This is a genomic window from Sinomonas gamaensis (genome assembly GCF_005876955.1).
GTDB lineage: Bacteria > Actinomycetota > Actinomycetes > Actinomycetales > Micrococcaceae > Sinomonas > Sinomonas gamaensis.
On sequence record NZ_SSCL01000007.1, the window covers coordinates 66,445 to 90,607 of the forward strand.

At 68.6% G+C, this 24,163-nt stretch carries 26 protein-coding genes; 20 read left to right on the forward strand and 6 right to left on the reverse strand.

Annotation, left to right across the window (positions count from 1 at the left end; genetic code table 11):
• Positions 1–53 precede the first annotated feature (53 nt).
• Entirely contained in the window at positions 54–1,271 is a 1,218-nt protein-coding gene (gene rlmN / locus E5679_RS11115) for a dual-specificity RNA methyltransferase RlmN (RefSeq protein ID WP_138415782.1), read from the forward strand.
• A 7-nt stretch (positions 1,272–1,278) separates the two neighbouring features.
• Positions 1,279–2,436, forward strand: a complete 1,158-nt coding sequence (locus tag E5679_RS11120) for an FUSC family protein (RefSeq protein WP_338055906.1) — start codon at positions 1,279–1,281, stop codon at positions 2,434–2,436.
• A 40-nt stretch (positions 2,437–2,476) separates the two neighbouring features.
• On the opposite strand, the gene E5679_RS11125 is transcribed toward E5679_RS11120, so the two are convergent.
• The 3 genes from E5679_RS11125 to E5679_RS11135 form a co-directional block, all read right to left on the reverse strand.
• Positions 2,477–3,901, reverse strand: a complete 1,425-nt coding sequence (locus E5679_RS11125) for a dihydroorotase (protein ID WP_138415784.1) — start codon at positions 3,899–3,901, stop codon at positions 2,477–2,479.
• A gap of 22 nt (positions 3,902–3,923) precedes the next feature.
• A complete protein-coding gene (locus tag E5679_RS11130) occupies positions 3,924–4,769 on the reverse strand; it encodes an acetamidase/formamidase family protein (protein ID WP_171042337.1) in 846 nt (281 codons plus the stop codon).
• Positions 4,770–4,852: 83 nt separating this feature from the next.
• Positions 4,853–5,815 carry a branched-chain amino acid transaminase gene (locus E5679_RS11135; RefSeq protein ID WP_138415788.1) on the reverse strand — a complete coding sequence of 321 codons (963 nt, stop codon included), beginning with the start codon at positions 5,813–5,815 and terminating at the stop codon, positions 4,853–4,855.
• 196 nt (positions 5,816–6,011) lie between these two features.
• Here E5679_RS11135 and E5679_RS11140 point away from each other — a divergent pair, with 196 nt between their 5' ends.
• The 15 genes from E5679_RS11140 (at position 6,012) to E5679_RS11205 (ending at position 18,855) form a co-directional block, all read left to right on the forward strand.
• Complete coding sequence (locus tag E5679_RS11140; protein WP_138415790.1) at positions 6,012–6,899, forward strand: ABC transporter permease; 888 nt, start codon at positions 6,012–6,014, stop codon at positions 6,897–6,899.
• Positions 6,896–7,744 carry an ABC transporter ATP-binding protein gene (locus E5679_RS11145; RefSeq protein WP_138415792.1) on the forward strand — a complete coding sequence of 283 codons (849 nt, stop codon included), beginning with the start codon at positions 6,896–6,898 and terminating at the stop codon, positions 7,742–7,744. The genes E5679_RS11140 and E5679_RS11145 overlap by 4 nt, the downstream gene beginning before the upstream one ends.
• On the forward strand, positions 7,726–8,544 hold the full coding sequence (locus tag E5679_RS11150) for an ABC transporter ATP-binding protein (RefSeq protein WP_138415794.1): 819 nt from the start codon (positions 7,726–7,728) through the stop codon (positions 8,542–8,544). Before E5679_RS11145 ends, E5679_RS11150 begins: the two co-directional genes overlap by 19 nt.
• The gene (locus E5679_RS11155; RefSeq protein ID WP_138415796.1) at positions 8,541–9,617 is read left to right on the forward strand and encodes an ABC transporter permease; all 1,077 of its coding nucleotides are present in this window, start codon (positions 8,541–8,543) and stop codon (positions 9,615–9,617) included. Before E5679_RS11150 ends, E5679_RS11155 begins: the two co-directional genes overlap by 4 nt.
• Positions 9,618–9,626: 9 nt before the next feature.
• Positions 9,627–10,496 (forward strand): MBL fold metallo-hydrolase, encoded by an 870-nt coding sequence (locus tag E5679_RS20840; protein WP_171042338.1) that lies wholly within the window; start codon positions 9,627–9,629, stop codon positions 10,494–10,496.
• Between the two features lie 8 nt (positions 10,497–10,504).
• Positions 10,505–11,320: an MBL fold metallo-hydrolase gene (locus tag E5679_RS11160; protein WP_171042339.1), complete on the forward strand. Its 816-nt coding sequence runs from the start codon at positions 10,505–10,507 to the stop codon at positions 11,318–11,320.
• A gap of 107 nt (positions 11,321–11,427) precedes the next feature.
• Positions 11,428–13,020, forward strand: coding sequence for an ABC transporter substrate-binding protein (locus tag E5679_RS11165; RefSeq protein ID WP_138415800.1), 1,593 nt, complete (start codon positions 11,428–11,430; stop codon positions 13,018–13,020).
• 24 nt (positions 13,021–13,044) lie between these two features.
• Positions 13,045–13,728 (forward strand): cysteine hydrolase family protein, encoded by a 684-nt coding sequence (locus E5679_RS11170; protein WP_138415802.1) that lies wholly within the window; start codon positions 13,045–13,047, stop codon positions 13,726–13,728.
• Complete coding sequence (locus E5679_RS11175) at positions 13,725–14,483, forward strand: MBL fold metallo-hydrolase (protein ID WP_138415804.1); 759 nt, start codon at positions 13,725–13,727, stop codon at positions 14,481–14,483. Before E5679_RS11170 ends, E5679_RS11175 begins: the two co-directional genes overlap by 4 nt.
• Positions 14,480–15,316 carry an MBL fold metallo-hydrolase gene (locus E5679_RS11180; RefSeq protein WP_138415806.1) on the forward strand — a complete coding sequence of 279 codons (837 nt, stop codon included), beginning with the start codon at positions 14,480–14,482 and terminating at the stop codon, positions 15,314–15,316. Before E5679_RS11175 ends, E5679_RS11180 begins: the two co-directional genes overlap by 4 nt.
• Positions 15,317–15,380: 64 nt before the next feature.
• On the forward strand, positions 15,381–16,304 hold the full coding sequence (locus E5679_RS11185) for a polysaccharide deacetylase family protein (protein WP_138415808.1): 924 nt from the start codon (positions 15,381–15,383) through the stop codon (positions 16,302–16,304).
• Complete coding sequence (locus E5679_RS20845; protein WP_171042340.1) at positions 16,301–16,705, forward strand: cupin domain-containing protein; 405 nt, start codon at positions 16,301–16,303, stop codon at positions 16,703–16,705. Before E5679_RS11185 ends, E5679_RS20845 begins: the two co-directional genes overlap by 4 nt.
• Entirely contained in the window at positions 16,698–17,411 is a 714-nt protein-coding gene (locus E5679_RS11195) for an aldolase/citrate lyase family protein (RefSeq protein ID WP_138415812.1), read from the forward strand. The genes E5679_RS20845 and E5679_RS11195 overlap by 8 nt, the downstream gene beginning before the upstream one ends.
• Complete coding sequence (locus E5679_RS11200; RefSeq protein ID WP_138415814.1) at positions 17,408–18,136, forward strand: helix-turn-helix domain-containing protein; 729 nt, start codon at positions 17,408–17,410, stop codon at positions 18,134–18,136. The genes E5679_RS11195 and E5679_RS11200 overlap by 4 nt, the downstream gene beginning before the upstream one ends.
• The gene (locus E5679_RS11205) at positions 18,136–18,855 is read left to right on the forward strand and encodes a maleate cis-trans isomerase family protein (RefSeq protein WP_138415816.1); all 720 of its coding nucleotides are present in this window, start codon (positions 18,136–18,138) and stop codon (positions 18,853–18,855) included. The genes E5679_RS11200 and E5679_RS11205 overlap by 1 nt, the downstream gene beginning before the upstream one ends.
• Positions 18,856–18,868: 13 nt before the next feature.
• Here E5679_RS11205 and E5679_RS11210 read toward each other — a convergent pair whose 3' ends face one another.
• Both E5679_RS11210 and E5679_RS11215 read right to left on the reverse strand, forming a co-directional pair.
• Complete coding sequence (locus tag E5679_RS11210) at positions 18,869–19,765, reverse strand: dihydrodipicolinate synthase family protein (RefSeq protein ID WP_338055907.1); 897 nt, start codon at positions 19,763–19,765, stop codon at positions 18,869–18,871.
• Positions 19,758–20,630: a polysaccharide deacetylase family protein gene (locus E5679_RS11215; RefSeq protein WP_171042341.1), complete on the reverse strand. Its 873-nt coding sequence runs from the start codon at positions 20,628–20,630 to the stop codon at positions 19,758–19,760. The genes E5679_RS11210 and E5679_RS11215 overlap by 8 nt, the downstream gene beginning before the upstream one ends.
• A 92-nt stretch (positions 20,631–20,722) precedes the next feature.
• Here E5679_RS11215 and E5679_RS11220 point away from each other — a divergent pair, with 92 nt between their 5' ends.
• Genes E5679_RS11220 through E5679_RS11225 form a run of 3 tightly spaced genes read left to right on the forward strand, consistent with a single transcriptional unit; the run spans position 20,723 to position 23,632 of the window.
• The gene (locus tag E5679_RS11220) at positions 20,723–22,093 is read left to right on the forward strand and encodes an amidohydrolase family protein (protein ID WP_138415820.1); all 1,371 of its coding nucleotides are present in this window, start codon (positions 20,723–20,725) and stop codon (positions 22,091–22,093) included.
• Entirely contained in the window at positions 22,090–22,245 is a 156-nt protein-coding gene (locus E5679_RS20850; RefSeq protein ID WP_171042342.1) for a hypothetical protein, read from the forward strand. Before E5679_RS11220 ends, E5679_RS20850 begins: the two co-directional genes overlap by 4 nt.
• On the forward strand, positions 22,232–23,632 hold the full coding sequence (locus E5679_RS11225; protein WP_138415822.1) for an amidase: 1,401 nt from the start codon (positions 22,232–22,234) through the stop codon (positions 23,630–23,632). Before E5679_RS20850 ends, E5679_RS11225 begins: the two co-directional genes overlap by 14 nt.
• 20 nt (positions 23,633–23,652) lie before the next feature.
• Here E5679_RS11225 and E5679_RS11230 read toward each other — a convergent pair whose 3' ends face one another.
• Positions 23,653–24,156: a GNAT family N-acetyltransferase gene (locus E5679_RS11230; RefSeq protein WP_138415824.1), complete on the reverse strand. Its 504-nt coding sequence runs from the start codon at positions 24,154–24,156 to the stop codon at positions 23,653–23,655.
• Positions 24,157–24,163: the final 7 nt, after the last annotated feature.

Here is a 24,163-nt window from a genome sequence, read left to right on the forward strand (position 1 = left end):
ATCATAGTGCCCCGATTGGGAAACACGAAAACCGGCGTGGGATGATGGACAGGATGACTTCACCCACGCGAACCCCGGACACCACCCCTGCCGATCGTGATGCGCGCCCCCAGGTACGCCCTGCAGCAGAAGGCTGGGAGCAGCAGCGCACCGCGGAGGGCCGCCCGCTGCTCCAGTTCGCGTCCCCGCGAGTCAAGCAGCCGCCGCAGCACCTCGCGGACCTCACGCTCGCGGAGCGCCAGGCGAAGCTCAAGGAGCTCGGCCACCCCGCGTTCCGGGCGAAGCAGCTGAGCACGCATTACTTCCAGCACTGGACCACCGATCCGGAGCGCATGAGCGACTTGCCGAAGGCCGGCCGCGAGGAGCTCGTCGAGGCCATGTTCCCGCCGCTGCTCACGGAAGTCCGCCGCCTCCGCACGGACGACGGCAACACCATCAAATTCCTCTGGCGCCTCTTCGACGGCGCGCTCGTCGAGTCCGTCCTCATGCGCTACCCGGGCCGCATCACGCTGTGCGTGTCGTCCCAGGCTGGGTGCGGCATGAACTGCCCCTTCTGTGCGACCGGTCAGGCCGGGCTCACGCGCAACATGTCGACGGCGGAGATCGTGGACCAGGTCGTTGCCGCGAACCGGGTCATCGCGGCGGGCGACCTTGGCGTCACCGAGCACCCTGATGAAAGGGTGACCAACATCGTCTTCATGGGCATGGGCGAGCCCCTCGCGAACTACAAGCGCGTCATGGCCGCGGTCCACCGCTTCGTGGACGCCTCGCCCGAGGGCCTTGGCATGTCGGCGCGCAACATCACCGTCTCGACGGTCGGCCTCGTCCCCGCGATCCGCAAGCTCGCCGAGGAGGACCTGCCCGTCACCTTCGCGCTGTCCCTCCACGCGCCCGACGACGAGCTCCGCGACGAGCTGATCCCCGTCAACAACCGCTGGAAGGTCGACGAGGCCATCGACGCCGCCTACGACTACTTCCGCAAGACGGGCCGGCGCGTGAGCATCGAGTACGCCCTCATCAAGGACATGAACGACCACGCGTGGCGCGCGGCGCTACTGGCCAAGAAGCTCAACCAGCGCGGCCGCGGCTGGGTTCACGTCAACCCGATCCCGCTCAACCCCACCCCCGGGTCAATCTGGACGTCGTCCGAGCCTGAGGTTCAGGACGAGTTCGTCGAGACCCTTCGCGCGGCCGGCATCCCGACGACGCTCCGCGATACGCGCGGCAAGGAAATCGACGGCGCCTGCGGCCAGCTCGCCGCAGCAGAGTAAGGGCCAAGTGACGGGTCCCAAGGTTTCGGGCACTCCGGCACGAGCGAACGACGGCGTAGCTCGCCAGCGCGGGCCGCTCGCCGTCGTCGGACGCTTTCTTCATGAGCTGCTGTTCAGCATCGGCCCCGCGAAGAACGACCACCAGGCAGCGCTGCGCGCGGCGGCGGGTCTGTTCATCCCGCTCCTGGCGCTCACGATCACCCAGCGGCTCGACCTCGCGATCTTCGCGAACTTTGCCGCGTTCACCGGGATCTACGGGCGGAACGAGCCTCATCGGGTCCGCGTCGTGGCGCAGATCCGAGCCGGCCTGCTCATGATCGGCGTCCTCCTCGCGGCAACCATCTCAGCCCGACTCAGCCCGGGCGGAGCGCTCGGCCCGTGGGGGATCGTCGTGGGCACCACGCTCGTGGCATGGGGGTGCAGCGTTGTTGTCGGGTACTGGAGGCTTCGGCCCGCGGGCTCGCTGTTCCACATCTTCGCGTTTGCTGCGATTGCCTCCCTTCCGCACCAGCCGCCGCTCTTGGACGCCGGGGTGACTGCCGTCGCGACGTCGCTCCTGTGCCTCGCCATCGGCCTCGCGTCCCGCGTTCATCCCGCGCGCCGCACCCCGCTCGGCTGGCAGCAGGTGCGGGCGGCGTGGCGGGTGCGCCTCTGCCCGACCGAGCGCCGCGTGCTGTGGCTCGAGTCCATCGGGTACTTCGTCGCGGCGGCCGTCGCCGGTGCGGCAGCCACGATCGTCGGCCAAGCGCTCGGCTTCGGGCACAACTATTGGGCCATCGTGGCCGCCGTGGTGCCGCTCGTCGGCCACTCGACCCGCCACCGCGTGAGCCGCGGCCTCCAGCGTGTGCTGGGGACCGTCGTCGGCCTCGCCCTGCTCGCGGGGATCGCGGCGCTCCGGCCTGACCCTTGGATCATGGTCGTGCTTATCGGCCTCTGCCAGTTCGTCGTGGAGATGCTCATCGCACGGCAGTACTTCCTCGCGCAGGTGTTCGTCGCGCCGCTCGCGCTGCTCTCGACCCTCCTGGTCGCGCACACCGACCCCGGCGCCTTGCTGCATGACCGGTTCATCGACACGGCCATCGGCTCCGGGGTCGGCGTGCTGGTGGTGCTCGCCCCTCTTCTCTCGTCTCGGGTACAGATGATGCGTACCCGAAACGCTGTTTGAGGGGGAGTTGGTGCACCCGAAACGGGGGTGGGGCTGGGGGTCAACAGGCCGGGCGGCTCCTGACATCTGCTGAGACGCGCTGCTCCTGGAGCGTCCCGAGCGGACCTGTCTTGAGCTCGCGGTCCTCGACCACGACCTGCCCGCGCAGCACGGTCATGGTTGCCCAGGCCGCGACCTCGTAGCCCTCCCACGGCGTGTAGTCGGCCTCGTGCAGATCGCTCGAGGTCACGACGCGCGCCTCGGTCGTGTCCAGGACGGCGAGGTCGGCGTCGCTCCCGATCGCGATCGCGCCCTTCCGGGGGTACAGCCCCAGGATCTTCGCGGCGTTCGCCGAGGTGAGGTCCACGAACCGCGTGAGGTCGAGTCCCCGCTTCGCGACGCCCTCGGTGTAGGCCACAGCCATCCGCATCTCCACTCCGGCGTGGCCTCCCGTCGCGTCGAGGATGGTCTTCCCGCGCGTCTTGACGTCGAGGTCCGTGCAGACGCCGTCGGTGGCGAGCGTGCTGAGCGCGCCCTCGAGGAGCGCGTCCCACATGGAGTCGCGGTCGTCGGCCGACTTGAGCGACGGGTAGGTGTGGTAGATCGCGCCGTTCTCCTGCCGGTAGTCGTCGGCGGTGAAGTGCGCATAATGCGGCAGCACCTCGCCGTAGACCGGCAGTCCGCGTCCGCGGGCCTCGCGGATGGCGTCGACGCCCTCCCGTGCGCTCACGTGCATGATGTAGATCGGGGCGCCCACGTGCTCGGCGAGCGTGATCGCGCGCTGGAACGAGAGCTTCTCCGACAGGTTGTTGTGCGCGTGGGACATGTACTCGAGGCCGATCTTGCCCTCGCGCTGGAGCCGCTTGTACGAGTACATGACGATGTCGTCGTCCTCAGCGTGGATCGCGAGCATCGCGCCCGCGGCCGCGGTCTGCTCCATGAGGCCCCACATGTTGCCCAGGTCGGTCTTCTGCCGGGGGCGGGTGGGGGTCGTGTTGGTCATCCAGACCTTGTAGCTCCCGTGGCCCGCGGCGACAGCGTCGGGGATCTGCTCGAGCACCTCGAACGGGATCTCGGGCTCCTTGAACGTCCCGTGGAGGGCGTAGTCCGTGTAGGTGTTGCCAGCCCACTCGGCGGACTTCCGCGCAAACGACTGGGACAGTTCGTCCCCGGGCTGCCAGTGGGCGAAGTCGACGAGGGTGGTGGTTCCGCCGTAGATCGCGCCCTCGCTGACGCGGTCCGGACCGAAGCATTTGATGCCGCTCTCGGCCGCGGTTGGCAGCACGCTGTTCGTGTGGACATGGGGGTCGACGCCGCCTGGCACCACGAGCTGGCCGCGCACGTCGATCGTGCGGCGGGCTTCCGCCGGTGCGCCGAACTCGGGGGCGGTCAACGAGACAATCGTGCCATTGGCGATGCCGACGTCGAGACGGCGGGGGCCGGACGGAGTGACGACGAGGCCGTTGGCGAGGAGAAGGTCGAGCATGGGTAACCTCCGGTTTTCTGGATTAGACGGAGAACGGGTGTCGAAGGAAGTAGCGCTCGGCGAGGCTCACCTTCACCGAGGCACGCGGGTTGACGAGCTGCGAGACCGCGACGTCGGCAGAAGAGCTGAGCAGCATGGCCGCCTTCTCCGGTGGCCACCCGCGGTCGGCGACGACGAGGCCGAGCATGTCGTCGAGCGCCGCCTTCGCCGCTTGGTCCAGATCATCGCCGTCGCCCATCGTGATCACCCGGCCGTCAGCGAGGACCACGGGCCGATGGAGGGAAACGCCGGGCAGCACGCGGCACGAGAGCGTCACGGCGCCCTCGACCTCGACGCCCGTGAGCGAGCACTCCCCGTCGCCCTGGGCGGCGTGGAGGTCGCCCGCGAACAGGAGCGCGCCCGGCACCTCGACGGGGAGGACGACGGCGGCGCCCTCCGCCACATCGTTGCAATCCATATTGCCGCCGAAGGGACCGACGGTGCTCGAGCTCGGCTCGCCGTCGGCGGGCGCCACGCCGAGCTTGCCCACCATGGGGCGCACCGGGATGGCGACGCCCTCGGCGAAGTGGACCACGCCGTCGTCGATCTCCACGACGTGGCCGAAGCGCTCAAGCGGCTCGCCGAACCCTCCTCGCCCGGGGAGCGTCACCATTGCGCCGCGATCCGCGATGCGGATGTCGTGGATCTCGACGTGGAGCGCGTCACCGGGGCGCGCTCCACGGACCAGGACGGGCCCGGTCACCGGGATGGAACACTTCTCGTACTCGCCGGCCTCGAAGAAGCCGCCGGTGAGGAGACTGCGTGCCTCGAGCGTGAACCGCTCGCCCTGGTCGACCTCGAGGACGGGTTCGGCGAGGGCGGTGAACACCGGCGAGGCATGAGTGAATCCCGCACGGGCTAAGCCGGCAGAGGCGACACCACTGTGCGCGGATGCCGAGGCAGGGAAACCGTTCATCGCGGATAGACCGGCTGCGCCCAGCTCTGGTCCGCGGCGACGCGCCCGACGACGGCGTCGAGGTACAGCCGCTGGAGCTGCCCGGTGATCTCGCCTGCCGCACCCGACCCGATGGGAGTCCGGTCCACCGACTTGACGTGGTTGACCTCGGCGGCGCTTCCGCACACGAACACCTCGTCCGCCGAGTAGAGCTCCGTGCGGTCAATCGGGCGGATGTCCACGTCGAGGCCGAGCTCGGTGCGGGCGAGGTGCAGGACGCTGTCGCGCGTGATGCCCTCGAGGATGCTGTCCGTCGTCGGCGGCGTGCAGAGCCTGCCCTTGCGCACCATGAAGACGTTGTAGCCGGCGCCCTCGGCCACATGCCCGGACTCGGTCATGAGGAGTGCGGCGTCGTAGCCGTTGCGCCGGGCCTCCAGCATCGCGAGCCGGCCGTTCTGGTAGTTGGCGATGGACTTGATGCGCGGCGGCATCGAGCGGTCGGAGAGGCGAGCCCAGCTGCTGATCTGCACGTCGAGTCCCGTGGCGCCGAAGTAGTTGCCCATCGGGATCGCGGCCATGAAGACCGTGGCCGGACCCGTGTCTTCGGGCTTGCCGTCGCTCGAGTCGACGAAAACCTGAGCGCGCATGTGGAGGTTGCTGCGCAGCCCGTTCGCACGGACGAGCCCGAGGAGCTGCTCGCTCAGCACGTTGACATCCTGCGGCCCGTCGATCTCGACGACGCGCATCGAGTCGACGAGGCGCCGCATGTGGTCGCCCACCCGGAACGCGTAGAGCTGCTGCTCGTCTTCGCTCCAGTAGGCCCGGAAGCCCTCGAAAACTCCGACGCCGTACTTGAGCGTGGTGCTCAGGACGTGCAGCCTGGCGTCGGCGTATTCGACGAGCTCGCCGTCGTGGAGGAGATACCGCACCTTTGCGGCCGCCGGTGTGGTGATCGGTACTTCTTCGCTCAGCGTGGACATCCCTCGTGGCTCCTCTTCCCAGATCTACTTCAACAACGTATGGTGTGTATCACTATATTGAAGACGCCCGGAGGACGTGTCAACGGTCGCCTTCCTGCAATAACTGAACCCCTCCCTGAAAAGACCAGAACGCACTAGAGTTGCGATTTCAATAAAGTGACGACGCTTTGATTCAGGAATAACCGAGGAGCCTCATATGTCCGTTCAAGGACTTCCCGGAACGTCGCCTGGGCTAAGAGCCGCCGGATGGGCCCAGCGGGGGCGCGCCCTTGTGCTCTCACGATCGAACAATGCACTGACGGTGGCGGCAGCGGTGGTCATCATCGGACTCCCGCTCCTCGCGCTCGTGATGCCGTACCCGCACAGCCCGCTCGCGCCCAACCCGAACGCGGTCGCCGTCGCCCCCAACGGCACCTACTGGTTCGGCACCGACGGAAACGGGATGGACATCTTCTCCCGCACCATCGAGGCCGCGAAGCTGGACCTGCCGATCTCGCTGGCAGCGACGGCCCTTGCGCTCGTGGTAGGCGTCCCGCTCGGCCTGTTCGCGACCAGCGGCCGCGTGGGGGACGTCCTGATGCGCGTCGTGGACGCGTTCGCCGCGCTCCCCACGATCGTGATCGCCGTCGTCGGCATCCAGCTCATGGGCGGCAGCGCGCTCGACGTCGTGTTCGCCATCGCGGTCGTGGCCGCCCCCCGCTTCGTGCGGCTTTCCCGGGCCGCCGCGCTGTCGCTGCGGTCGGCGCGATACGTCGAGGCCGCCGTCGCCATCGGCTGCTCCCCGCTGCGGGTCGCGTTCAACCACGTCTTCCGCAATGCGTACGGGGTGGTCTTGGTGCAGGCCACGCTGACGGCGGCGAACGCCCTCGGCACGATCGCCGCGCTGAATTTCCTCGGGGTCGGCGCCAAGCCCCCGCAGCCGAGCTGGGGCGGCATGATCTCGGAAGGGTTCAGCATGCTCATCCGCGGCGAGTGGTGGGCATCGGCCTACCCGACTCTGGCGATGCTGCTGGCCATCGGCTCGCTCAACATCCTTGCGGGCGCCCTGGAAACCCGGATCGAGCGAGTGGAGCGGGCGCGATGAGCCTCAAGGTCAATGATCTCGTCACTGAATTCGCGACGCGGAGGGGCGTGGTCGAGGCGCTCCACGGCATCTCGTTCGAGGTCGGGGAAAACGAAGTGGTCGGCATCGTCGGAGAGTCCGGATCCGGGAAGTCCACGGTGGTCCGCTCGGTGATCCGCCTCCTCGTCCCGCCGGGACGGGTCGCTTCGGGAACAGTCGAGTTTGCCGGCCGCCCCCTCCTCGAGCTCCGCGAGAGCGAGCTGCGGGCCATCCGCGGCAAGGACATCGGCTTCATCGCGCAGAATCCGTTCAGCGCGCTGAATCCGGTGCTCCGCCTCGAGAAGCAGTTCGCCAACATCGCCAAGGCGCATGGAGTGAAAGCCGACGACGGCGCTCGCCGCCGCGCCGTCGACCTCCTCGCGGCGACGGGCGTGAGCGATCCCGAGCGCGTGATCCGCGGCTACGCCCACGAGCTGAGTGGCGGCATGGCCCAGCGCGTCGTGATCGCCATGGCGCTCTACCTCAACCCACGGCTGGTCATCGCCGACGAGCCGACGACGGCGCTCGACCTCACCGTTCAACGCCAGGTCCTCGATACGTTGCGGCGGCTGACCGTGGAGAGCGGGCGATCGATGCTGATCGTCACGCACGACCTCGGGGTCGTCAACGCGTACTGCCAGCGTGTGCTGGTGATGTACAAGGGCAGCATCGTGGAGCAGGGCCGGGTCGCCGAGGTCTTCACGGCGCCCCAGCACCCGTATACCGCGTCGCTCCTGAGCTCGGCCTCACCTCCGATCGAGCCGGCCGAAGCCGAAGTGGTTCCCTCACAACCCTTGGAGGTGGCAACGTGGCCATCATCGAAGTGAACGATCTGCGCAAGACGTTCCAGACGCCGCAAGGACGGAAGGTCCTGGCCGTCGACGGCGTCTCCTTCTCGGTCGAGGCAGGAGAGTGCCTCGGGATCATCGGTGAGAGCGGCTCGGGGAAGTCGACGCTCGGCCGCCTGCTGCTGAGGCTGCACGAGGCAGATTCGGGCTCCATCCTCTTGGACGGACAGGACATCCGGGCTCTGGTGCCGCGAGCGCTCCGCAAGCAGCGTCGGCACTGGCAGATCGTCTTCCAGGAACCGTTCGCCTCGCTCAATCCGCGGCTGTCGATCCAGCAGATCGTCGAGGAGCCCCTGATCGTCGCAGGGACCTACGGCTCGCGGACTGAACGGCGCGAGCGGGTGGCGCGGACGCTTGAGGAGGTCGGCCTGTCTGCCGAGTTCCTCGACCGCCGCCCCGCCAACCTCAGCGGCGGCCAGCAGCAGCGCGTCGGCATCGCTCGCTCGCTCGTCACCGATCCGAGCATCGTGGTCCTCGACGAGCCCACGGCCTCGCTCGACCTGACGATTCGCGCCTCGATCCTGCGGATGCTCGGTGACCTCCAAAGGGCCCGTGGCCTCACGTACCTCTTCATCTCCCACGACATCGAGACCGTGCGGAACTTCTGCTCGCGCGTGGCGGTGATGCATCACGGCCGCTTCGTGGAGGTCGGGACGGCGCGGGACGTGCTCGAGGATCCGCAGCAGCCCTACACGCAGCGGCTCATGGCCGCGGCGATGCCGCCCCTGCCCTTCGCGGCATCGGTCGGAACCATGTCGACGCAAGCGGGGAACTCATGATCCGGTACATCGCCTCCCGATTGGCCATCGCCGTCGGCCTCCTCCTCGGGCTGATGACCCTCAGCTTCGGGCTCGTTTCCCTCCTGCCGGGGGATCCCGCCGTCGCCCTCCTCGGCGAGTATGCGACCCCCGCCGACATTGCGCGGATCCACGGCGAGCTGGGGCTCGACAAGCCGCTCTGGGAGCGCTACGTCGAATACATCGGCCGCACCATCAGCGGCGACCTCGGGCATTCGTTCTTCACGGGAAGCTCGGTATCCCAGGAATTGTGGACTCGCCTGCCGAATACGCTCGTCTATCTGGTCCCGGGACTCATCCTGGCGCTCCTGCTGGGGCTTGCGATGGGCACCTTCGCGGCCTACCGGAGCGGGCGGCTGCCGGACAAGACCTTCACCGCCGGCGTCTCGGTGCTCATGGCGATGCCCGAATTCGTCCTTGCGCTCCTCCTCCTGTTTGTCTTCTACCAGCAGCTGCACATTGCCCCCGCGCCGTTGGGAATGCTCTCGAGCTCGGATATCCCCCCGCCGAAAGTCACCGGCTCGGTGGTATTGGACGCAGTCATCGCCGGCAAATGGAAGGTCTTCGGCTCGATTTTCAGCCGGGCCGTGCTTCCGATTGTCACGATGGGTCTATTCTTCGCGGCGCCCTTCGGAAAAACAGTGCGCACTGGCCTGCTGCAGATTCTCCATTCGCCGCAGATCGAATTCGCGCGGGCGTGCGGGCTGCGTCCGTTCCAGGTCTACCGCTATGCCTTGAGCGACGTGCGAGCTGCGCTCATGACGTACATGGTGCTGCTGTTCGCCGCCGCTTTGAGCGGCGCTGCGATCGTCGAAAGCGTCTTCTCGTGGCCCGGCATCGGTGGCTGGTCCCTCGACGGCGTGCTGAAGGGCGATATGCCCGTGATCCAAGGCTTCGTGTTCGTCATGGGCGCTACGAGCCTCCTCGGCTACGTGGTCCTGGACACCCTCATCACGCTACTGGATCCCCGGGCGCGAGCCGTCGCCATTCGTGGCCGAAGCTCCCGCTCATCCCTCGACACCCCATCCCTTGACACCCCCATCCCTCACCAATAGATTGAAGCTATGTTCACTAAATTGAAGAACGACAAACTAGTCGTCCTGGGTGGGCTCATTCCCCTCGACGGCCGCGTGAGCTGGGTCCCCGCTGGCTCCACAGGGTTCCAGCCTTCGAACTGCTACCTGCTCTCGGAGCGCGGCGAAGGTGCCGCAGCCACCGACTCCCACCTCCTCATTGACTCGGGAGTTGCACTCCACGCGGAGCAGATCCTCGGAGATCTCGCCGCCCTGATCGGTGACGGAGGAGCCCTTTCGGTCTTCTTCACCCGGGCGGAGATGGACTGCGTCTCGAACCTTGAGCCGATCGCTCGCAGCTTCGACATCCAGCGGCTCTTCACCGGCGGCGTGATCAACCCGTTCGACGCCTTCGAGGACCTCAACCTCATGGCGCTCCGCGGCCGCCGGCACCAGATCGACGCGATGCGCTCGGGGGAGGGCGATTCCCTGGCCCGCGCTGCCTCAATCGACATCGGGGCTGGCCGCGTCCTCGAGATCGAGGCGCCGCTTCTGCGCCTCCTCATGACGTTCTGGGGCTGGGACGCCGAGACCGGCACGCTCTTCACCTCGGACACGTTCACGCACGGCACCATTCAGCACCCGCACGACTCGCGGATCATCGACTCGACCGTTGAGGACACGACGACGCCGGAACAGGTGGCGGGCCACCTGTTCGCGAAGTACGAATGGCTCCCGCGCGCCACGTGCGAGCCCCTGCGCGAATGGCTTGCGGCGAAGTTCGACGAACTCGACCCCGAGATCATCGCTCCCTCGCGAGGCTGTGTACTGCGCGGACGCGACGTGGTCCGGCGTCACCTCGACTACATGCTCGCCGCGCTCACGCCCCAGCACGCCGGCCTCGTCAGCCAAGGCGCATAGGAGAAATCATGGAACAGCTTGTTGAGACGATGAGCAGCGACCTTCCGCGCAGCGTGGCCGACGGCGTCACCTGGATGAGCTCCTGCCTCCCCTTCCACCTGGCGGACCGGGTGATCCACGGGCACAACTCGACCTTCCTCGTCCGAGGCGAGTCGTCGTCGCTGCTCGTGGACACAGGGAACCCCTCGAGCTGGCCGATCATCTCGCAGAAGCTCGACGAACTGCTCGACGGCGAGCCTCTCACCTACGTGTTTCCGACTCACCCCGAGCTCCCGCACACCGGGAACCTGCCCCGGCTCGTGCAGAAGTACCCCGAGATCCAGATCGTGGGCGACGTCCGCGACTACCACCTGTTCTATCCACAGATCGAGCCGAACCTGCACGCTCGCGTCCCGGGCGATCGCATCGATCTGGGCGGCGGGTACGAATTCGTTGTCGTCGAGGCGCTCATCCGCGACCTGCCGAACACGCAATGGGGATTCGTTCCCAAAGCCGGCGTGCTCTTCACCGCGGACGGGTTCTGCTACATGCACCGACCCGAGCTCGACGACGAGGATCCCGTCCACCTTCCCGGTGAGTGCGGTCTCGTGACGACTGAGCTCTCCGGGCCAATCGCCGTCGAGAACGCGGCCTTCTTCACGGGAAGCGCCCTCTATTGGGCGCGATTCTGCAACGACGCCGACCAGGTGTACGACCGCGTCCTCCGGCTGATTGACGACCTCGATGTCCGGACCGTCGCCCCCACCCACGGCAACGTCATCACCAACGTCCGCGACGTCGAACCCATCATCCGCACCGGGCACCAGCGCGCCTACCGGTACTGACAGCACCCGCTTTTTCACCCACCCCGCCACCCCGCCACCCCAACCACCCACCCCACCACCCGCATCCCCCTTCTGCACCATCCCTCAAAGAAAAAGGTGTTAGGACCATGAATCGCTTGCGTCTGCTCTCCGGCGGTTTGGCCGCCGCCCTCGCGCTCTCGGTCACGGGCTGTGGAGGCAGCTCCGACGCGTCCTCGACCCAGCAGCCGGACAACGTCGTCGTGGCGGTCGGGGCCCTCCCGGACAGCCTCACCCCAGCGCCCTGGGGCGGCAGCGCCTCGCACGTCGTCCTCAGCGGCCTGGGCTCCCAGCTCCTGCAGTACAAGACGACGGCGACGGCGAGCGACCCCTGTGGTCAGCCGACCACCGAAGTCTCGGGTCGCCTCGCCGAGAGTGCGACGCCGGCGCCCGACGGCAAGGGCGTCGTCGTCAAGCTCAGGAAGCTCACCAGCCAGTTCGGCCACACCCTCTCGGCCGAGGACGTGCGCTGGAGCCTGCAGATCGGCATGCAGCGCCAGCCGGTCATGAAGGGCACGCTGTCGAGCAGTGGCTTCGACGTCAACAACCTCGTCAAGGTCATCGACGACAGCACGGTCGAGCTCAACACGACCTCGCTCACCTCGTTCAGCGTCGAGTCCCTCCAGAACAACCTCTTCTACATCCACGACAGCGTGGAGGCGAAGAAGCATGTGACGCCCGATGATCCGACGGCGAACAACTGGCTCTCCAAGAACCTCGCCGACTACAGCGGCTGGGCCCTCGAGGAGTTCACGCCCGGCACGTCCCTCACCGTGACCGCCGACCCGAAGTGGGAGGGGAAGCGCGGCCCCGTCAAGCGCGTGGTCGTCAAGGCCGTCCCCAACACCTCGACGCGGAGCCAGCTCGTGCAGACGGGTGAGGCCCAGGTGGCGAACGGCTTCGAGTACGACCAGTACGCGTCGCTCGGCGATTCGCCCAACGTGAGCATCCTGAACTGCCCGAGCGCGACCCGAGACACCCTGATGTTCAGCACGAAGTCGGGACCGCTCGCGGACGCCCGCGTGCGGCACGCCATCTCTGAGGCCATCGACCGCGCCGCACTCGTCAAGGGTGCCTACGCCGGCTACGGCAAGGCCTCGCAGGCCACCTTCCCCGGTGGGGACCCGTCGTCGTTCTACTCGTTCAACCTCGACGACGCGAAGAAGCTCATGGCGGACGCCGGGTATGCGAACGGCTTCAAGCTCGACCTGAGCTACAGCGCGACCCGCCCCGGACCCGTCGCCGCCAAGTCGGCCGTCCTCATCCAGTCGATGCTCAAGCAGATCGGGATCGACGTGCAGCTCCAGAACATCGCCAGCTCCACGGACTTCTCGAGCGCGCTGATCCAGGGCCGCTTCCAGGCGGTGCTCTACTCGGAGCCGATCGTCATCGCCGACCCGGCGTTCTACAGCTACGCGTACTACGCCGGAGACGCCCCGAGCAACACCACGGGCTGGAAGGACGCCAAGTTCGATCAGCTCCGCACGCAGCTCGCCGCCACACCGCAGGACAAGACCGCCCAGCGGAATGACCTCATCAAGCAGATGACCGCCGTCGTCGACGCCGGCGCACCGATCCTGTCCCTCGTCGAGACTCGCGGCATCATCGCGACGAAGAAGGGGCTGAGCGGGGCGACGCCGCTCTCGAACGGCCAGATCTACTTCAACGCCCTCGGCAGCTGAGCGCAGCCAGACAAGGACAGCATCATGATTGAACTCTGCGGAAAACAGGTCCGCGACACCCTCGACGAGCTGCTCGACCCCGCGACAACGGCCCTCGTGGTCATCGACATGCAGAAGGGCGCGGTGTTCCCGGGCGCTGCGATCGGCGACTCTGGCCACGACCTGAGCATGATGCCGCGAGTGCGCGAGCGGTGCCAGGCGGCGATCGAGGGAGCCCGGCGCAACAACGTCCCCGTGTTCCACATTCGCGTGGAGAACCTGCCCGACGGTGCGAGCTCGCCGGCCGCCTGGCTCCGGGCCCTCTACACGGCGGCGAACGGACGGCCGATCGACCTCGGCAAGCTGAGCCTCAAGGGTGACCCGGCCACCGATTTCTGCGACGAGTGCCTCCCGCTCGACGGCGAAGTGGTCATCACCAAGCGCCGTCCCAGCGCGTTCGTCGCGACAGAGCTCGGGCTCCTGCTCCGGAGCCAGGGGATCGAATCAGTGGCCCTCGTGGGCGTCTCGACCGGCGGCTGCGTTGAGGCGACGCTCCGCGACGCCGTGCACAACGACTTCTACGCCGTTCTGCTCGAAGACGCTGTGGGCGCCTACGACACGGCGGTCCACGACGCGGCGCTGACGGTCATGCGTGCCAGGCACGACCTCTGCACCGTTGACGAAGCCGTCGCGGTCTGGGACCGAGCACAGGGCGCGACCCGGCCATGAGCACCACGGTTCCGGCGGTCGCCCGGCCCGAGCCCTTGGCCGGAGGGAGGGTGTACCGCCTCGGCGGCGAGATCCTTCTGGACGCGCGCGTGAGCTGGTGCCCACCGGGGGTCCGCCGGAACCAGCCGGTCAACGCGTACCTCATTCGAGGCGATGGGGGATCGGTCCTCGTGGACGCCGGCGTCCGGCTCCACGAGGTGGAGATGCTCGCCCAGCTCGGGGAACTCCTCGAGCCGGGGGAGCCGCTCTCGATCCTCCTGACCCGTACGGAGATGGAGTGCTGCCTCAACATTCCTGCGATCGAGGAACGATTCACCGTCGGCTCGGTCTGGTATACCGGGGGCATCACGGTGCCGCGATCGAGTGCGCCCGTGCGCAGAGTCTCGGTGGACCCAGGCACCTCCCGGGAGGTCGAGGTCGCCGACGGCCTGGTCCTCGAACTCGTCTCACCGCTGCTGCGGCTGCTTCCCACGCTGTGGGTCTTCGAGCCATCCTCGGGCGTTCTCCTGACGTCGGACGCATTCACGCACCGCGCCAGCCCGGAGGAGGCCGATCCGGCCGACGGCCTCGTCAAGTTCGCCTGGTTCGCCAACGCGGACACGGCGCCGATCGCCGCTGACATCCGACGGATCGTCGAAAGCCGTGAAGTCACGGCGATCGGCCCAGGCTATGGGCTGCCTTTCGTGGGCCGCGACGAGTGCCTGCGGGCGGCCGAGCAGCTCGCCGCCCACCTCGAGGAGGTGGGACGGGGATGAACGACGACGTCATCACCCCCGCGCGCCGCATTGCCGAGGGCGTCTTCTGGCTGGGCGGGTGCCTCTCGGCCTACTCGGCGGGCGAGGAAGTGCACTACCACGTCTCCTCGTACTTGATCGTGGGCTCGAAGGCCACGATCCTGGTGGACACCGGCGACCCTGCCCACGCCCCGCTGGTCTTGGCCCAACTCGAACAGGCGCTCGACGGCCGCACCCTCGACTACGTCTTCCCCACCCATCCCGAAATCCCGCACGCAGGCAACCTGCCGGCCCTGCTGCAGCGCTACCCGGGGGCCGTCGTCGTCGGGGACGTGCGGGACTACGCGCTTCACTTTCCCGAGTTCGAGGGAAGGTTGGAGCCGCGCCGCCCCGGCGAGTCGATCGAGCTCGGCACGGACGCGGACAGCCGTCCCTTCCGCTTCGTCCCCGCGTACATCCGGGACCTCGAGAACACGCTCTGGGGCTACGACGGCGGGTCGGGGACCCTGTTCGTCTCCGATGGGTTCTCGTTCATCCACGACGTCCCGGCATCGGACGCCGGATCGCTGGACGACGACGAGCCCGTGCACCGCCCCGGGCAGTGCCGCCTCACCTCGGGCGAGATGCCTCTGCCGCCGACCGTCGAGCAGGCGGCCTACGGGACGGGCCGAGCCCTGTACTGGACCAAGTTCGTCGATGTCAGCGCCGCCTTCGAAGCCATCGAGCGCACGCTCGAGGAGCTGCCGACGTCGTTCATCGGCCCAGCGCACGGCAACGTGATCGACGACGTCGACGGGATGCTCAGGACCTCGCTCGCGGCACATCGCCGGGTTTACGAAGGCCCAGCCGGGTAGAAACCTAGAGATATTGAAGATCGATCAAAAAAATGAAGCTTTGCGAATTGCGAGGAGAGAGCTGATGCGAGACCTCATCGGATACGGGGAGAACCCGCCCGTCGTCGGGTGGCCAGGCGGCGCCAAAGTCGCCGTGTCCCTCGTGGTCAACTACGAAGAGGGCGCCGAGCGATCCATCGCGGCAGGCGACGAGCGGGATGAGGACATCGTCATCTTCGGCGGCTGGTCCTCCGATCCCGCCCGCCGGAATCTCATGAAGGAATCGTTCTTCGAGTACGGGAGCCGCGCCGGGATCTGGCGTTACCTCGCGATGCTCCGGGAGCGCGGTCTCAGGGCCACGTTCATGGCGTGCGGCGAGGCCCTCGAGAAGAATCCCGAGGCGGCGCGCGCGATCGCCCGCGACGGCCACGAGATCTGCGGGCACGGCTACCGCTGGCGGGGCATGGCGGGGATGACGCCTGAGGAGGAGCGGGCCGAGATCCGCGCCTGCAAGGCAGCCATCGAGGCGACGGCCGGAGTCACTCCCGTGGGCTGGTACGTGCGCGAGGACATCACCGAGAAGACCAGGGCGATCCTCGTGGAGGAGGGCTTCCTCTACGACTCGAATTCGTATGCTGACGACCTTCCATATTTCGTGTCCGCCGGCGGCGCCAAGCACCTCGTGCTCCCGTATTCCGGGGACACGAACGACGGTCGCTTCTGGGGCCCCGGCAGCCTCGGCACCGGCGAGGACTTCTTCACCGTGCTGAAGGACACCCTCGATTGCCTCGTTGCCGAGGGAGAGACCGTGCCGAAGATGATGTCCGTGGGGATTCACCTCAGGATCGGCGGCCGGCCGAGCGTTGCGAACGGGGTCCGGAAGTTCCTCGACTACGCGCAGAGTGTCGACGGCGTGTGGTTCGCAACGCGCGAGGAGATCGCCCGGTGGTGGCTCGCCCATGCGCCGGCCGAGCTCCCGGGCGAGGTTTTCGAGGAGGTCGCCTCGTGAAGACCTCGAACCTGACCCGCCTCGTCCACAACGTCCACGAACAGGGCTTCCAGGAGCTCGACCGCCTCGGCCTCAACGGGCAGCGGGACCAGGGCCTCGTCTCGACGCTCATCTCCCGTGACCTGAGCGGATCGGACGACCTCTGCGTGAGCTGGGGCCGGATCCTTCCCGGCCAGCGGCACCTGTGCCACCACCACCCCGACGCGTCGGAGTTCTACGTGGTGGTTGCGGGAAGCCCCCTGGTGTTCCTCGGCGACGAGGAGTACCGGGCGAAACCGGGGGACGGCATCTACATTCCCCGCGGCCTCAAGCACGGCGCGTGGAACGACACGGACGAGCCGGTCGAGCTCGTGGTCGGAGTCAGCAAGCCCGCGGACTGGGAGTTCGTGCACGATGAGTGACAGAGAAGCCAGCTGCGTCGGCCTCATCACCGCCGATCCCAGCCCCACCCTGCTCGCCGTCTGCGCCCAGGCCCAGGTCGGCTTCGTGGTCCTCGACGCCGAACAGACCGGTCTCACAACCCGGGACTGCGCGGACGCCGTCCAACGGCTGCGCGGGACTGTGGTCGAGGTGTCGGTCCGCGTCCCTGACCTCGCCCCGAACACGCTCGTCTCCTTCGCCAACACCGGGGTGCACGAGCTCGTGCTCCCGCACCTCCGGCGACCCGACGAGCTCGAGGAGGCAGCCGCCATCGTCCGCTACGCCCCGCAGGGGCTGCGTTCCCGCCAAGTCTCGCCAGCCTCGGCATTCGGAACGGACTATGCGGGCGGACCCCGGCTGAGCGTCCTCTTCGAGACGGTCGAGGCGGTCGAGCGCGTCGAGGAGTTCGTCGCGTCGGAGTCGTTCGCGGGCGGCTGGCTGGGGCCCACGGACCTCTCCGCGGACTTGCAGCGCCACGGCCGGCACGAGCCGGAGCAGCTCGACAAGGCGGTGCAGTCCGTTGTCGATGCCCTCCGTGCATCCGGGCACAGCGTGGGCCTGCCCGCGCCGTCGATGGCCCGGGCCGACGAGGTGTTCGCGCGCGGAGCCGACCGAGCTGCCGTCTACTGGGAACGCGAACTCGCAGCGCTGATGACTGGATTTGCCGAGATGGGACGCATGTCATGAAGAAGCTCACCACCGCCGAGGCACCCGGATATAATTCCGCGAACCCGGAAATAATGAAGGAGCCCTTGGTGGGAGACTCTCCGAACGGTGTCATCAACGGCGGGGCCGCCAACGGCGGTGCCGGCAACGGCGCTGCCGTCAATGGCAACGGCGACCGCGATTTCTGGATCTCGCGCATCGGCGCCACGATCCGCGAACAGCGCGTAGGGCGCTTCACCGTCGAGGAGCTTGCCGAGCGCGCCGGTGTCAGTGCTGGGCTCATCAGCCAGATCGAGCGCGGCATCGGCAATCCGTCGTTTGCCACGCTCCTGCGGCTGGCGAGCTCCTTGGATCTTCCGCTGGCCACCATGTTCAATGACCCCAGCGAAGGCCGGCACAACATGCTCGTGAGGCGTGCCGATCGCCGCCGGATCGAGATCCCGTCGCAGGGCGTGGTCATGGAGCTCATCGTTCCGGACACCGAGCGCAAGCTGGGCGTGGTGAGCATGACCATTCCCGCCCATTTCGACGGCGCCAACTCCTCCGATTCCCATGAGGGGGAGGAGTGCGTCATCGTGCAGTCGGGGTCCCTCGTCGCGACGGTCGGCGGCCAGGAGTTCCACCTCGAGGCGGGCGACAGCCTCACCTACGACGCCTCCCTCCCGCACTGGTGGCACAACCGCACCGACTCGGCCGCCGTCATGCTCGCCGTCTCGACCCCACCCTCGCTCGGGCGGGCGCACTGATGCCCGCCCCCGGGCCGGCGGTACGGCTCGGGGTGCTCGTGCCGTCGTCGAACTCCAACGCCGAGACCCTCACTGCCGCGCTGCTCGCCACCAGGAGCGATATCGGCGTCCACTACAGCCGCTTCCGCCTGCCGCCTGACCTCGGCGACCCGATCGACGCGTCGGTCCTGGGCGAGGCGCCGAGTCTCCTGGCCGACGTCGAGCCGGACGCCGTTGCCTTCCACGGCACCTCCGGGACCTGGGTGGGGCTCGACGGCGACCGACGCCTCTGCGCCGAGCTCGCCGAGGGCACCGGGGCCCCGGCAACGACAGCGTCCCTCGCCGTCGTCGAGGCGCTCGCCGCGCTCTCGGTGACGCGCGTCGCCGTCGTCTTCCCGGGGCCTGCGTCGATCCTGCCGCTCATCTCCGACGAGTATGCGCGCCATGGCCTCGACGTTGTCGCAACGTCGAGCCCGGAGGCGGTGCTGGCCAACCCCGAGATTGCCCGGCTGGGCGCCGACGACATCGGGGCGCTCTTGCGTCCGGCCTTCGTCCCCGACGCCGAAGCCGTGGTGTGCATCGGGACAAACCTGCGCTCGGCGTATCTCGCTGCGGCGTTCGAGCGGGAGCTCGGCCTTCCGGTCGTGGACAGCGCCGTGGCCACCCTGTGGGAGCTCCTGCGACTGGCGGGCGCCGCAAAGCCGGTGAGCGGCTGGGGCCGCCTTATGGAGACGGTGTAGCCGAACCCGGACGCTACCCCTCGAGGCCGCACTGCAGGAGGGCCGCCTCGACGTCCGCGCGCGAGGTCTCGTCGAGGCCGAGCAGGGGCCGCGGCAGGGAAGACTGTTTCACGAGGCCGAGGACCTCGGCCGCAGTCGCCACAACCCTCAGGCTCCCGTGCTTCCGGAAGAGCGCCCACATCGGTTCGAGGGCCTCCGAGAGGGCGAGGGCCTTGTCGCGGTCACCCGCTGCCGCGGCGTCCGTGATGGCCTTGGCCCTCTCGGGGAAGAGGCCTCCGAGGACCGAGTACCAGGCATCGGCACCGGACACGAGGGCCTCCGCGGCGACCCAGTCGCCGCTGATGCCGAGCGACACTCCGGACGGGAGAATACGCCGCACGGCCGCGGCGCGATTGGCGACCGTCCCCGCCGGCGGGGGCGGGATCTTCACGGAGCCGACGCGGGGCAGTTCGGCGACCCTCGCGTAGAGCGCCTCGCTGAAGGTGAAGCCGGTGGTGGTGGGGTTGTCGTACAGGACGATCGGCACGGAAGCGGCCGAGTCCAGGTCAGCGAAGAGGCGGTACACCTCCTCTTCCCCAAGGCGGTGGTACGAGACCGGTGCCACGAGCAGCCCGGCAGCGCCGGCGCTCTGGGCGTCGTCGGCATACTGCAGGACGTCACGGGTGCGCAGTGCGCCCACCCCAGCCACGACGGGGACGCCGCCTGCTGCTCCCACTGCAGCGTCCAAGGCGGCCCGCCGTTCGTCCCGGTTCAGGTACGGATACACGCCGGTCGAGCCGAGGACCCCGAGCGAATCGGCCCCGCCTGCCACTGCACGGGCAACGAGGGCGGCCAGGGCCGATTCGTCGAGGACATCATCGGCCAGCGGGGTCAGCGGAAACGCGCAGAGGGAAGTGAACACGTCAGCCATACTGGCAAGTGTCAGCCTGTCGTGGGTACTCGGCGTGAGGTGGACCTGCGTGCCGATCGAGCCACCACTCGACGATCTCGAGGCGCGTCGCAATCCAGGCGCCCCGTTCGAGCGCGTGGTTCAGGAACCGGTCCAGAGCGCCCGCATAGGCAGGCCTGCCGATGACTCGGGGATGCAGCCCCACGCTCATGACCGACGGACCGGGCCGCGGGTCGTCGAGGTGCAGGTCGAGGGAACCGACGAGATGTTCCGCGAAGGCGCGGCCCGTGGGGTAGGGGCCCATCAGGCTTGAGTCGTTCGTGTCGCCGGCATAAGGCAGGACTGGCAGATGGACTCCGTCCATGCCCCAATGCGGCAGGTCGTCGTTGAAGCTGTTCGACTCGTACAGGAACCCTTCCTCGAGGAGCGTCTTGCGCGTGTCCGGGTTGAGCCCGTCCTTCGAGTACCAGCTGGTGGGCCGCACCCCGGTTGCCTCTGTGATGGCATTGCGGGACGCCACAATGAGCGCCCGCTCCTCCTCGACGCCCAGCCCTGCGTGGGTGTCCCAGTGGTAGCCGTGGTCCGCGATCTCGTACCCGCGCTGCACGAGCGCGGCTGCGACGGGCGGATTCCGCTGCAAAGCGACAGCGCAGCAGAACGCCGTCGCCCGAACGCCGTGGCCGTCGAGGATCCTGAGGATGCGCCAGATGCCGGCTCTCGCGCCGTAATCGAAGGTGGTCTCCTGCCCCGGAGCCGCATGCGTCTCCGCGCCTTCTTCGACGTTGATCACGAGGGAGACCGCCACACGAGCGTTGCCTGGCCAGAGGTAGGCGGGCGCCTCGGCGCCGTAGCCGACGTAGTCGCGGGCGAGGGGCTGCTGGAACATCTGAGCATCCTTCAAAAGGGATTCCGGCGCGGAACGTGGAACGCTATAGTGAAGCAACTTCGATATCATGAAACTAGTGCACAGGGAGGACGATGTCCACGCTCATCCATGGCGGCACCCTCGTCACCGGCACCGGGCAGGCGCTGGACAACGGAGCGATTGTCCTGAAGAGCGGGCGCATCGCCGAGGTTCTCGAACGCTGGGATCGCCGGCTGGGGTTCGAGGGCGAGACCATCGATGCATCGGGCTCCATCGTGATGCCCGGCCTCATCAACTGCCACGCCCACGGCGTCACCTCGGGCCCGCTGTTCCCCAGCGCCGCCCCGGCACTGCCCGACGACGCATGGCTCGGCAATCTCGACCGCCACCTCCTCGCCGGGACCACGACCGTCCTGAACCTCTGCGGCTTCGCCACGATGGATCAGGTCCGCGAGGCAAACAAGCGCCATGCCGTCCGCGTCGCCGGTGCGACCACCCACCTCCCCTCCGCGCTGCTCGCGGCGCAGAGGGCCGACGGCGGAGGCCTCACCCAGCGCGAAGCCCACCTGAGCGTCGAACGGATGCTCGACGACGGCGCCGTCGCCATCGGCGAGCTCGGCGGCGGCCAGACGCTCGGCGGGGGAGGGCAGGACCTCGTCTACCTCCCCGCGACGATCGAGCGGCGGACGGGCGTGCGGATCTCCCAAGCGCAGGCGCGTCGCCTCAAGGAGGCGGTGCTCGGGCGGTTCGTCGACGCGACCCATGCCGACGTCGAAGAACTTGGCCGGGCGGCCGCGGACGCAGGTTTGACCGGCCTGATCGGGAACGCCGAACTGGCAAAGCTCGTCTTCGATACGGTCATGCCGTCCGTGGGCCCGGCGATCGAGGGGATCCGTGAGGGGGTGAGGGCAGCCCGGCGCTTCGGGGTGCCCGCCCTCGTGCACAGCGCATCGGCAACCGCCGCGGTCCTGCGCGAGCTCATGGAGGACCCAAGCGCACGCGGGGCGAGCGTCATCGCGGCCCACGTCAACCACCCCTCTCACACGCCCGACGAAGCGCTCAACCTAGCCGAGCGCGGCCGCCGTCGCGGTTGGGCCAGCGAGGCCTCGGTCTTCGATCTCCTGCACCGTCGCCACACCGTCACGACCCGTGAACACTGGGACCGCCTCCTCGCTGAGCCCGCCGTCGTCGACGTCCTCGGGACCGACTACGGCCACGGTGGCGACCACGACGAGCTCATCTCGGCCGTCCAGGACCTCGTCGCGCGCGGTCACCGCAGCCTCGGCGACGCCGTCGCGATGGTGACCTCCGCCGTCGTCCGTCTCATCCCCGGCCTCGCGCCCGAGCGCGGCGAACTGCGCAAGGGCCTCGTCGCGGATGTCGTCATCGCGGACGCCGGTGACTTCCGCAAGGTCCGCGACGTCTTCGTCGCCGGGGAGCGCGTGGTGCGCGGCGGCGAGCTGGCCGCAGGGGCGCGGCGATGATGGCGCGACTGAACGCGGAGGAACTGGCAACGCTCATAGCCCTCGTGGGCGAGGAGACCGCCCTCGAGGACGAGGCAGCCGTCGCGGTGGCCTACGCAGACTTCCGGACCGGGATGAACACGCTGAAGGAGGCCTTCCATGGGCGGAGGTGAACCCTGGGAGCTCGGTATTGCGGACGCCGCCGCACTCATCCGGGCAGGCGAGCTCTCCGCCGTCGAACTCCTGACCTCCGTCCTGGACCGCATCGAGGAGACCGAGGACTACGCGCAGGCGTGGGTCCACGTCGATGCCGAGGGCGCGATGGCGGCAGCGCGCGCCGCGGACCGCGGCGCGGGAACGGGTCCGCTCGTGGGGGTCCCCGTCGCCGTCAAGGACGTGATCGATGTCCGGGGCCTGCCTACGGAAGGCGGGTCCGCGGCGCTGCGAGGGCAGATCGCGCAGGCGGACGCGGGCGCGGTCGCCCGCCTGCGAGAGAGCGGCGCGCTGATCCTCGGGAAGCTGCGGACGCACGAATTCGCCTTCGGCCAGGGCACGCCGCCCACCCGCAACCCGTGGGACCCGGAGCGGTACGCGGGCGGATCGAGCGTCGGCTCCGGGGTGGCGGTCGCGGTGGGCAGCGTGCCAGGCGCGCTCGGCACCGACACAGGCGGCTCGGTGCGAAACCCGGCCGCGGTCAATGGCCTCGTGGGGCTCAAGCCCAGCACCGGCCTCGTGGACGGCTCGGGCGTCCTCAACGTGAGCCACTCGCTCGACCACATCGGACCCATCGCCCGCAGCGTCGCCGACTGCGCCCTGTTGTTCGAGGGAATGCTGTCCGAATCTGCGCTGACGCGGGTCGGCGGCGCCGTCGCCGAGCGCGTCGAATGGTCGACGGCGCCCGCTCGCCTTGCCGTCGACCGTGCAGCCTGGGACTCGTGCGGCGTGCACGACGACGTCCGGTCACTCGTCGAGGCGGCGCTCGCCTGCCTCGGAGGATTGGGATTCGAAATCGTCGAGCTGGCGCTCCCCGAACTCGACTTCGCCCTGCCCGCGAGCCTCGCCGTCTCGCTCTCGGAGGCCGCGGAGCACCACCGTGCGCTGCTGCGGCAGGCAGCGCGGGATTACCTTCCGGGGACCCGCGTGATGATCGAAACCGGGGCCCTCGTGACTCGGGAGGACCTGCGGCTCGCGGGGGAGGTTCGGATGTATCTCCGGGAGCTGCTCGCACGCGCCTTCGCGCGGACGGGGACGTGCGCCCTCCTCGCGCCGACCCTGCCCGCCGTCGCACCCCTCGAAGCCCGCATGTCCCACGAGCTGACCGGCTCGACCGACACCGACTCGCTCGCGTCCGCCCTCCGGATGCTCTCGCCCGCGAACCTCTTGGGGCTTCCGGCCGTGAGTGTCCCCTGCGGCTTGGCCTCGGGCCAGCCCGTGGGGCTGCACATCATGGGCCGGGAGTTCGACGATGCCCGGGTCCTCGGAATCGCCCGCGCCTACGAGGCGGCATCCCCGTGGAGCTCACTCGTCCCCGTGCTGAAGCTCCCGGCGCGGGTCCCCTGAGGTCCCTTCGCGATACCGCGTCACCCCGCGATCGCGTGAACCCTTACCGGCGCCATGATCGGCTTCGCGTAGCAGACCGAGTCCTCGACCTCCTGATACGGCCCGAAGTTCGGAACCGGCCGATAGCCGGCGGCCTCGTAGAACATCTTCCCGTCGGGCTGGGCCGACCCGGCCTCGGCCATGACGAGCGTGATCCCGGCCTCGTGCGCCTCGGCCTCGAGCGCGAGCAGGATCGAGCTCGCGACGCCGGCCCCCCGCGCATAGGGGAGGACGTAGACGCGCTTGACCTCCGCCGTCGTCCGGTCGACCCAGCGCAGGCCGCCGCAGCCGAGGGGCTGGCCGGTCGCGCGCTCGTAGGCGATGAGGAATACGGCGATGTCGGACGCGCTGGGCGGTTCGCCGGCCTCGTGGTCGCGGCGTCCGAAGCGCGCGTCGAGCTCGGCCTGCTGGGCTGCCCGGAGGTCGCGGCCCACAGGGTTCGCCCAGGACGTCCGCCGGATCGTCAGCTTCGGATGGGTCTGCATGCCGCCT

Bases quoted from the DNA above. Each gene is read 5' to 3' on its own strand.
- rlmN (WP_138415782.1), top strand. From the start codon at position 54: ATGACTTCACCCACGCGAACCCCGGACACCACCCCTGCCGATCGTGAT.
- E5679_RS11125 (WP_138415784.1), bottom strand. From the start codon at position 3,901: ATGCTCGACCTTCTCCTCGCCAACGGCCTCGTCGTCACTCCGTCCGGC.
- E5679_RS11135 (WP_138415788.1), bottom strand. From the start codon at position 5,815: ATGTCCACGCTGAGCGAAGAAGTACCGATCACCACACCGGCGGCCGCA.
- E5679_RS11140 (WP_138415790.1), top strand. From the start codon at position 6,012: ATGTCCGTTCAAGGACTTCCCGGAACGTCGCCTGGGCTAAGAGCCGCC.
- E5679_RS11145 (WP_138415792.1), top strand. From the start codon at position 6,896: ATGAGCCTCAAGGTCAATGATCTCGTCACTGAATTCGCGACGCGGAGG.
- E5679_RS11155 (WP_138415796.1), top strand. From the start codon at position 8,541: ATGATCCGGTACATCGCCTCCCGATTGGCCATCGCCGTCGGCCTCCTC.
- E5679_RS20840 (WP_171042338.1), top strand. From the start codon at position 9,627: ATGTTCACTAAATTGAAGAACGACAAACTAGTCGTCCTGGGTGGGCTC.
- E5679_RS11160 (WP_171042339.1), top strand. From the start codon at position 10,505: ATGGAACAGCTTGTTGAGACGATGAGCAGCGACCTTCCGCGCAGCGTG.
- E5679_RS11165 (WP_138415800.1), top strand. From the start codon at position 11,428: ATGAATCGCTTGCGTCTGCTCTCCGGCGGTTTGGCCGCCGCCCTCGCG.
- E5679_RS11170 (WP_138415802.1), top strand. From the start codon at position 13,045: ATGATTGAACTCTGCGGAAAACAGGTCCGCGACACCCTCGACGAGCTG.
- E5679_RS11175 (WP_138415804.1), top strand. From the start codon at position 13,725: ATGAGCACCACGGTTCCGGCGGTCGCCCGGCCCGAGCCCTTGGCCGGA.
- E5679_RS11180 (WP_138415806.1), top strand. From the start codon at position 14,480: ATGAACGACGACGTCATCACCCCCGCGCGCCGCATTGCCGAGGGCGTC.
- E5679_RS11185 (WP_138415808.1), top strand. From the start codon at position 15,381: ATGCGAGACCTCATCGGATACGGGGAGAACCCGCCCGTCGTCGGGTGG.
- E5679_RS11195 (WP_138415812.1), top strand. From the start codon at position 16,698: ATGAGTGACAGAGAAGCCAGCTGCGTCGGCCTCATCACCGCCGATCCC.
- E5679_RS11200 (WP_138415814.1), top strand. From the start codon at position 17,408: ATGAAGAAGCTCACCACCGCCGAGGCACCCGGATATAATTCCGCGAAC.
- E5679_RS11205 (WP_138415816.1), top strand. From the start codon at position 18,136: ATGCCCGCCCCCGGGCCGGCGGTACGGCTCGGGGTGCTCGTGCCGTCG.
- E5679_RS11210 (WP_338055907.1), bottom strand. From the start codon at position 19,765: ATGGCTGACGTGTTCACTTCCCTCTGCGCGTTTCCGCTGACCCCGCTG.
- E5679_RS11215 (WP_171042341.1), bottom strand. From the start codon at position 20,630: ATGTTCCAGCAGCCCCTCGCCCGCGACTACGTCGGCTACGGCGCCGAG.
- E5679_RS11220 (WP_138415820.1), top strand. From the start codon at position 20,723: ATGTCCACGCTCATCCATGGCGGCACCCTCGTCACCGGCACCGGGCAG.
- E5679_RS20850 (WP_171042342.1), top strand. From the start codon at position 22,090: ATGATGGCGCGACTGAACGCGGAGGAACTGGCAACGCTCATAGCCCTC.
- E5679_RS11225 (WP_138415822.1), top strand. From the start codon at position 22,232: ATGGGCGGAGGTGAACCCTGGGAGCTCGGTATTGCGGACGCCGCCGCA.
- E5679_RS11230 (WP_138415824.1), bottom strand. From the start codon at position 24,156: ATGCAGACCCATCCGAAGCTGACGATCCGGCGGACGTCCTGGGCGAAC.